The 7,270-nt window shown below is 38.4% G+C and carries 5 protein-coding genes; 3 read left to right on the forward strand and 2 right to left on the reverse strand.

Annotation, left to right across the window (positions count from 1 at the left end; translation table 11 throughout):
* Positions 1-24: 24 nt before the first annotated feature.
* Positions 25-990 carry a lytic transglycosylase domain-containing protein gene (locus NMU02_RS07085; RefSeq protein ID WP_255026920.1) on the reverse strand — a complete coding sequence of 322 codons (966 nt, stop codon included), beginning with the start codon at positions 988-990 and terminating at the stop codon, positions 25-27.
* A gap of 10 nt (positions 991-1,000) precedes the next feature.
* Positions 1,001-2,320 carry a T9SS type B sorting domain-containing protein gene (locus NMU02_RS07090; RefSeq protein WP_255026921.1) on the reverse strand — a complete coding sequence of 440 codons (1,320 nt, stop codon included), beginning with the start codon at positions 2,318-2,320 and terminating at the stop codon, positions 1,001-1,003.
* A gap of 219 nt (positions 2,321-2,539) precedes the next feature.
* Between NMU02_RS07090 and NMU02_RS07095 the strand changes: the two genes are divergently transcribed.
* The 3 genes from NMU02_RS07095 to NMU02_RS07105 are packed head-to-tail and all read left to right on the forward strand — an operon-like array spanning position 2,540 to position 7,208.
* Entirely contained in the window at positions 2,540-4,504 is a 1,965-nt protein-coding gene (locus NMU02_RS07095; protein ID WP_255026922.1) for a LysM peptidoglycan-binding domain-containing protein, read from the forward strand.
* Positions 4,505-4,516: 12 nt separating this feature from the next.
* On the forward strand, positions 4,517-5,188 hold the full coding sequence (locus tag NMU02_RS07100; RefSeq protein WP_255026924.1) for a porin family protein: 672 nt from the start codon (positions 4,517-4,519) through the stop codon (positions 5,186-5,188).
* Between the two features lie 43 nt (positions 5,189-5,231).
* Positions 5,232-7,208, forward strand: a complete 1,977-nt coding sequence (locus tag NMU02_RS07105; protein WP_255026926.1) for an OPT family oligopeptide transporter — start codon at positions 5,232-5,234, stop codon at positions 7,206-7,208.
* Positions 7,209-7,270 lie beyond the last annotated feature (62 nt).

Consider the following 7,270-nt stretch of genomic DNA (forward strand, 5'->3'; position numbering starts at 1 on the left):
ATATCCACTATATCTGTAAAATAATCAATCTACCGTCCAATTCTTTTGATAAACATTGAACTTTCGGGTACTATAATAAAGATCTTCCTTTAAAGGAATAGATATGCGATATTCTTTTCCGCTTTTATTCGGTAAAGAATTTTTACGCAACCAAAGATTCATCTCTTTCAATTGCGAATAGCTTATACCGTTATCTTTAGCAAACTGCGCTAAATCTTCGATCGGTTGATTTACGATCACTTCCTTTTTACGTATCGGATGGTATAATTGATGCTTCTTTACAGCAAATCCATATCGATAAGGAGCAGAAAGAACAGCTTTCATAGCCATCGTTCTGAATACATACCGAGATGTTTCACTATTTAACCATAAATCGAACGAATGTTCTTCCAGTTGTTTTGCCAATTCGGTAGAAATACGTCCCATTCCCGCATTATAAGCCGCAGCGACAGTCGTCCAACTACCATATTTCCCATAAGCTTCCTTCAAATAACGGCAAGCCGCCTCTGTAGATTTCTCGATATTAAATCTTTCATCTACATAATCGTTCACCTCGAGACCATATTGTTTGGCTGTTTCCGGCAAAAGTTGCCATAAGCCGGCAGCCCGGGCTCCCGATACCGCTCTGGGATCGAGATAACTCTCTATAACGGCCATGTACAAAAAATCTTCGGGGATTCCGTTCCTTCGAAGAATTGGTTCCAATATAGGAAAATAACGATTGGCGCGCTTCAATATCAACAACGTATTGGAATGCATATAACAAAAACTGGTAAGTTCCCTGTCATAACGTTCGTGCATATCGAAACGATCGAGATCGATCTTTTCACCACAAAACTCTACCGACTTCGGGAAATCGGGAACGACTGAAAATAAATTTACAAGAGGGGGTTCCGCTTCGGAACCTGCACGATAAGATGAAGTCAGTGCAAAAATACTCAATGCCGTTACAACCGCTGTCACACCGACCTGCCAATATATTTTTCTCATTTTATTTTTTCTAATCTTTTGCTCTCAAGATGTTAATATTTCCCTTCAAATTGTGTTTTCGGTTATCAGCACCTTTTGCTTCTATTACATAAAAATATACACCGGGATCTACCAATTTCCCGTGGTATTTTCCATCCCATCCCTGAGCAGGATCTTCGAAATGGAACAATTCCACTCCCCACCGGTTAAATATCCAGCATTTAAAACTCACTATCGATTTATAAGCAACCTTCCATTCGTCATTCACCCCTGGTGTAGTTCCCGGGGAAAAAATGTTGGGAGCTTCGAGCCGGGATTCACCCACTGTAATCTGAAAAACATCTGAAGAATCACGACAAGCTCCATTACTCACCATTAAACGTACATAAGTCGTTCCCTCCTGATTAAACGTATAATGAAACTCATCGGAATTATAATAATGAGCATCTATTGTAATAAAATCTTTATCTTTTGAAAATTGCCAATCACTGTGAGTAACAACATCATTATAATAAGCGTAAAAAGTCATTTCAACGGGAGCAGATCCTCCAAATGTTCCGTCGGTAGGTTGCTCTCTATCCCATTCGTTCTTGTTGTCCCGCGTATATTGCTCTGCAATCCCTTTACATACAGGTGCAGGTGAATCATATTCTGCAGAAACAACTTTCTCGGTCATTCCCCACGAAGTCAAAAACTGGTCTCCCGAAAGAGTAAACGTCGTTATTGCATATGGGGCTTGTATTTCTACAGCCGGCAATAATCCGCTATTCATTTCTTCCTTCACGGGAATTTCAGCAAATAGCTTGTCGGCATCATTCCATTCGAGTGTATTATAATCGATAGTAAAAATCCGATGAATACCTTTATATCTTCCACTTACCGAATAAAAAGGAAGATCGTCTCCCGTACCGTCAATCAACAAACGAACCGACGAACACGGATCGGACAACCCCTGTTCGGCATTAATCGAACGAAGGGTTAATGGATAATCGAGATAATTAATCAACCAAATATAAACCGAACGACCGTCTTGCATAATTTCATATCCGCAATCACCAGAAGCACCCGTTAGACGCGGATCGGTTATACCGTCGATCAGAACTTTATCATCTAATCCTGTGCGACCGAAACGATACCAGGTGACCGGTGACGAAGAGGAAGTATCGAATATAATCTCAGCCTTTTCCGATCCCGAAGCCTGGTAAACGACATATACTCCCTCTAACCCCATAGAACTCAAACCTTCGGTAAACCGATATGCCGGTAGGCCTCCACAACTTACCTCTACATTTTGCGAAAAAAGAGGTAACACTACCGACAGATACAGAAATAGGAAAGTAAATCGTTTCATCGTAAAAATATTCCGGTAAAATTTATCTTGGTAAAGATAGTTCATTTCAAAGAAGTAAGAAATAAAAAAAATAAAAATAGTGTGGAATTATCAGATATAAGCTGCAATCGTTTTCGGGATCGTTTTAAGAGAATAGAGATAGCATTGTGCTGTACAATTTTTTTTATACCTTTGCTTTTTTGAGTCTAATAATAGACAATATAATAAACGAATTAATATATGAAAATTGCCAGAATAGTCATTACCTTCTTTATATTATCCTTATGCATTTTCCTGCCTGTAACAGCTCAAAATCAGGAAAAACCACAGTTTTATAAATATACGGTAAACAGTGCAGAAGGTTTTTATTCGATATGTAAAAAATTCGACGTAACTCAAGAAGAAATTATCCAGTATAATCCGGAAGCTCGTAACGGTCTGAAAAGCGGGCAAGAGTTGCTCATCCCCATAAAAGGAATGAATAATACGGACGGTGTACAACAAAACCATATATTCAAACACAAAGATCAAACATTCAATCATACGATTGCTCCGGGAGAAACATTATATTCGATTTCCAAAATGTATAATGTCTCGACTCAAGATATTATTAAACTTAATCCGGAAAGCAATAAGGGAATAAAAGCAGGTGCCGTTTTACGTATCCCTCAAAGTAGCGGGATAACAACCTCGGATAAAAATGATGCATATATCTACCATACCATTTCACCTAAGGAAACTCTTTTTTCATTAGCCAGACAATATTCTACTTCTGTAGAAAATATTCTGAAAAGTAACCCAGGTCTATCGCCTGCAAACTTTTCAATCGGTAAAGTAATCCGACTCATTCCGGGTGCACAACCTACCGAAACAATTATAACAAAAGAAAATCAAACCCCTGAATATCAAATATATAAAGTTAAAAAGAAAGAAACACTTTATAGTATTGCTCAAAAATTTAAAGTTAAAGTAAGCGACATTGTCGAGATCAATCCGGGTATCGGAAAAATATCTCAAGGCGATGAATTGAAAATACCCGTAGCCGAAAAGAAATTATCAAAAGAAGAAATCGCGATAGAAGAAACTAATGTTATAAATCAGATATATTCAAAATTGAACAATAGTTCGCAAAAAGGTGAAATAAACGTTGCACTTTTACTCCCTTTTATGCTGAACGAAGAAAATACAAGTACAAAATCGGCCTTGTTTCTTGAATACTATCAAGGCTTTTTGCTGGCTGTAGACAGTTTGAAACAACAAGGTGCCAATATTAATATTTATACTTACGACACCCAGAATTCTCCTTATATAGTAAATAAAATACTCTCGACACCCGAGCTAAAAAATATCGATATGATTATCGGCCCGGTAAACGATTCTTCTTTGAAAAACGCAGCCGATTTTGCACAGAAAAATAATATCAATCTGGTTAACTCCTTTTCTTTGAAAAATGAAGATATAAACCATAATCCGTGGGTTTTTCAAACGAATATTCCGCATTCTTATTTATATGCCGAAACGATTAATGAGTTTATAAACCGTTTCGGCCGTAAAAAAATCGTATTCGTTTACACCGACAATGACGATAAAACCGAATTTACCAATATGCTGAAAGATGAGCTGAAAAGGCAATCGATTTCTTATTCAGAAATTCCAGCTACGATCGACCTAGAGAAAGAAATAGGGAAACATTACAGCGAAACAGATGATATTGTCGTCGTACCTTCGTGCGGAAGTCGCAGTACATTGGGTAAGGTCATCGTTCCACTGAATAAAGCGAGAGAAAACCATCCCGATATGAGAATTACTCTTTTCGGATATCCCGAATGGCAGACTTACACGAAAGACTATCTCGACAGTTATTATCATCTGAATACATATATCTTTACCCGTTTTTATGCACTCCCTACCGATAACAACGTAAAAAGTCTGAATCGGGCATTCCATTATTGGTATAATAAAGAAATGATAAATGCAAATCCCAAATACGGCTTACTCGGCTTCGATACCGGCATGTATTTTCTTACCGCTTTATACCGCTACGGTAAAAACTTCGGAAATAGCCTTCAGGATATTCAGTCGCAGAGTTTACAGACCGATTTCAATTTTCAACGACTAAATAACTGGAGTGGATTCATAAACAAAAATCTCTATTTTGTACGTTTTACACCCGCGTATACAATCGAAAAAATAACGATAAAGTAAGCGTAATATAAAATGAAAAAAAATCTTCTCGCCTGCCTGTTACTCGTTATGGGAAGTGTTTTATCTCCCCTTTCAGCCCAATATCAAAAAGAAATATCGGTTGGTGCCAAATTCGGCACTAATCTATCTAGAGCAACATTCCGCCCATCGGTAAAACAAAATTTACTACTGGGTTATATGGGTGGTATCTCTTTTCGTTATTCAGAAGAAAAATATTTCGGTTTTATCATAGAAGCCAACTTTTCTCAACAAGGTTGGGACGAAAATTTCGAAGATCCGTCCCTGAAATACAATCGACGGATGAACTATCTCGAAGTTCCTTTTATGACTCATATTTTTTTCGGAAATAAAGTAATCAGAGGTTTTGTAAACCTCGGTCCCCAAGTAGGATTCTTGATTTCAGATAAAAAAAACACCAATCTCGACTTGAATAATCTGCCTAAACTTCCATCGGACAGTCACCCTACCGAACAATTGAATATGCCAATCGCCAAAAAATTCGATTACGGAATTTGTGGAGGAGCCGGTATCGAATTAAGAGCGAAAAAACACAGTTTTATGCTCGAAGGTCGATATTGTTTCGGACTGGGAGATTTTTTCAATAACAGGAAAAAAGATTATTTTGCTACCTCATCGAATCAGAACATTACAATAGCTCTTACTTATATGTTCAGGCTGAAATAAAACACTTCGTCGAAAATATCAAAAACAAATCATAATATATATCATGAAACAAGAAAAAAAAGAACCGGTAAGTATTCCCGAAAATGCTTTCAGGGAATTGCATGAAGGTGAAGAATACCATCCGGTCATGTCTCCCGATAAAAATTACCGGGAAGTTACGCTCTGGTCGGTTTCGTGGGGAGTTATCATGGCCATTCTATTCTCGGCTGCTGCAGCCTATTTGGGATTAAAAGTGGGGCAGGTATTCGAAGCCGCTATTCCTATCGCTATTATCGCCGTAGGCTTGTCGAACAGTACTAAACGAAAAAACGCTCTGGGTGAAAATGTAATTATCCAGTCGATCGGTGCTTGTTCGGGAGTTATCGTTGCCGGTGCGATCTTTACTTTACCCGCATTGTATATTATTCCCGGATTGACGGTAAACTTTATGCAAGTTTTTCTTAGTTCCTTATTAGGAGGCATACTCGGAATTCTGTTCCTTATCCCCTTCAGAAAGTATTTTGTTTCTGATATGCATGGAAAATATCCTTTTCCCGAAGCTACCGCAACAACTCAAGTACTGATTTCGGGTGAAAAAGGAGGAAATCAGGCAAAACCTCTTATTATGGCTGGTATTATCGGTGGTGTATATGACTTCTTATTATCTACCTACGGATGGTGGAGTGAAGTTTTATCCACTAAGATACTTCCTTTCGGAGATATGGTTGCAGAAAAAGCCAAAATCGTATTTAAAGTAAATACCGGTGCTGCTGTTTTAGGACTTGGCTATATCATCGGGCTTAGGTATTGCGTTGTAATTTGTGCCGGCTCTATCTTCGTGTGGTTTATAATTCTTCCTTTTCTGAATCTCTTTTTCGGTGATACTATTCTTGCTTTAGGAAATTCCGACATACACATGACAATCGCCTCGATGACACCAGAACAGATTTTTACGACTTACGGCCGTCACATCGGTATCGGTGGTATTGCTATGGCCGGAGTAATCGGTATCATAAAATCATGGGGAATTATTAAAAATGCCGTAGGATTAGCCTCTAAAGAATTAAAGGGGAAAACCGGATCAGTTGCCAAAAGCGTACTACGTACACAACGAGATCTTTCTATGAAATTTATAGCCATTGCATGCATTGTTACACTTATCTTAATATTTCTGTTCTTCTATTTGGGAGTTATACACACTTTCAGCCAAGCTCTTATCGCCTTTATCGTCGTATCTATTATCGCCTTCCTTTTTACCACCGTTGCAGCTAATGCCATCGCAATCGTAGGAACAAATCCCGTCTCGGGAATGACTTTGATGACATTAATCCTGGCATCTGTAATTTTAGTTGCAGTGGGACTCACCGGGACTTCCGGTATGGTAGCTGCACTGATTATCGGAGGTGTCGTTTGTACTGCATTATCGATGGCCGGCGGTTTTATTACCGATTTAAAAATCGGCTACTGGCTGGGAAGCACTCCGTCGAAACAGGAATCCTGGAAATTTTTAGGTACCTTAGTATCGGCCGCAACTGTTGGAGGTGTTATTATGATATTGAACGACACTTATGGATTTACAGGAGAAAACAGTCTTTCGGCACCGCAGGCAAATGCTATGGCTGCAGTCATAGAACCCTTGATGTCGGGAAAAGGCGCTCCTTGGATTTTATATGGTATAGGCGCCGTCATTGCAATTATACTTACTACTTTAAAGATACCCGCTTTAGCTTTTGCTTTAGGAATGTTTATCCCGCTCGAACTTAATACTCCTTTAGTAGTCGGAGGTCTTATCAGCTGGTATGTAAGTACACGAAGCAAAGACAAAAAAATAAATAAAGCCCGTCTTGAAAAAGGGACTTTACTAGCATCCGGATTTATTGCCGGAGGGGCCTTAATGGGAGTAGTCAGTGCAGCACTCCGGTTCGGAGGGTTTACCTATGATTACAAATTAAACGAAACCATACAACAGTCTTTAGGTCTCGTTTTATATCTTGGAATTATTGCCTATCTCACTATCTCAAGTATGAAGGCAAAGAAGTAAACTGTTAATATAAAATATAAAAAACGGAAGAATTTAAATTCTTCCGTTTTTTATATTTTATA

It is taken from the genome of Coprobacter tertius (assembly GCF_024330105.1).
Lineage (GTDB): Bacteria > Bacteroidota > Bacteroidia > Bacteroidales > Coprobacteraceae > Coprobacter > Coprobacter tertius.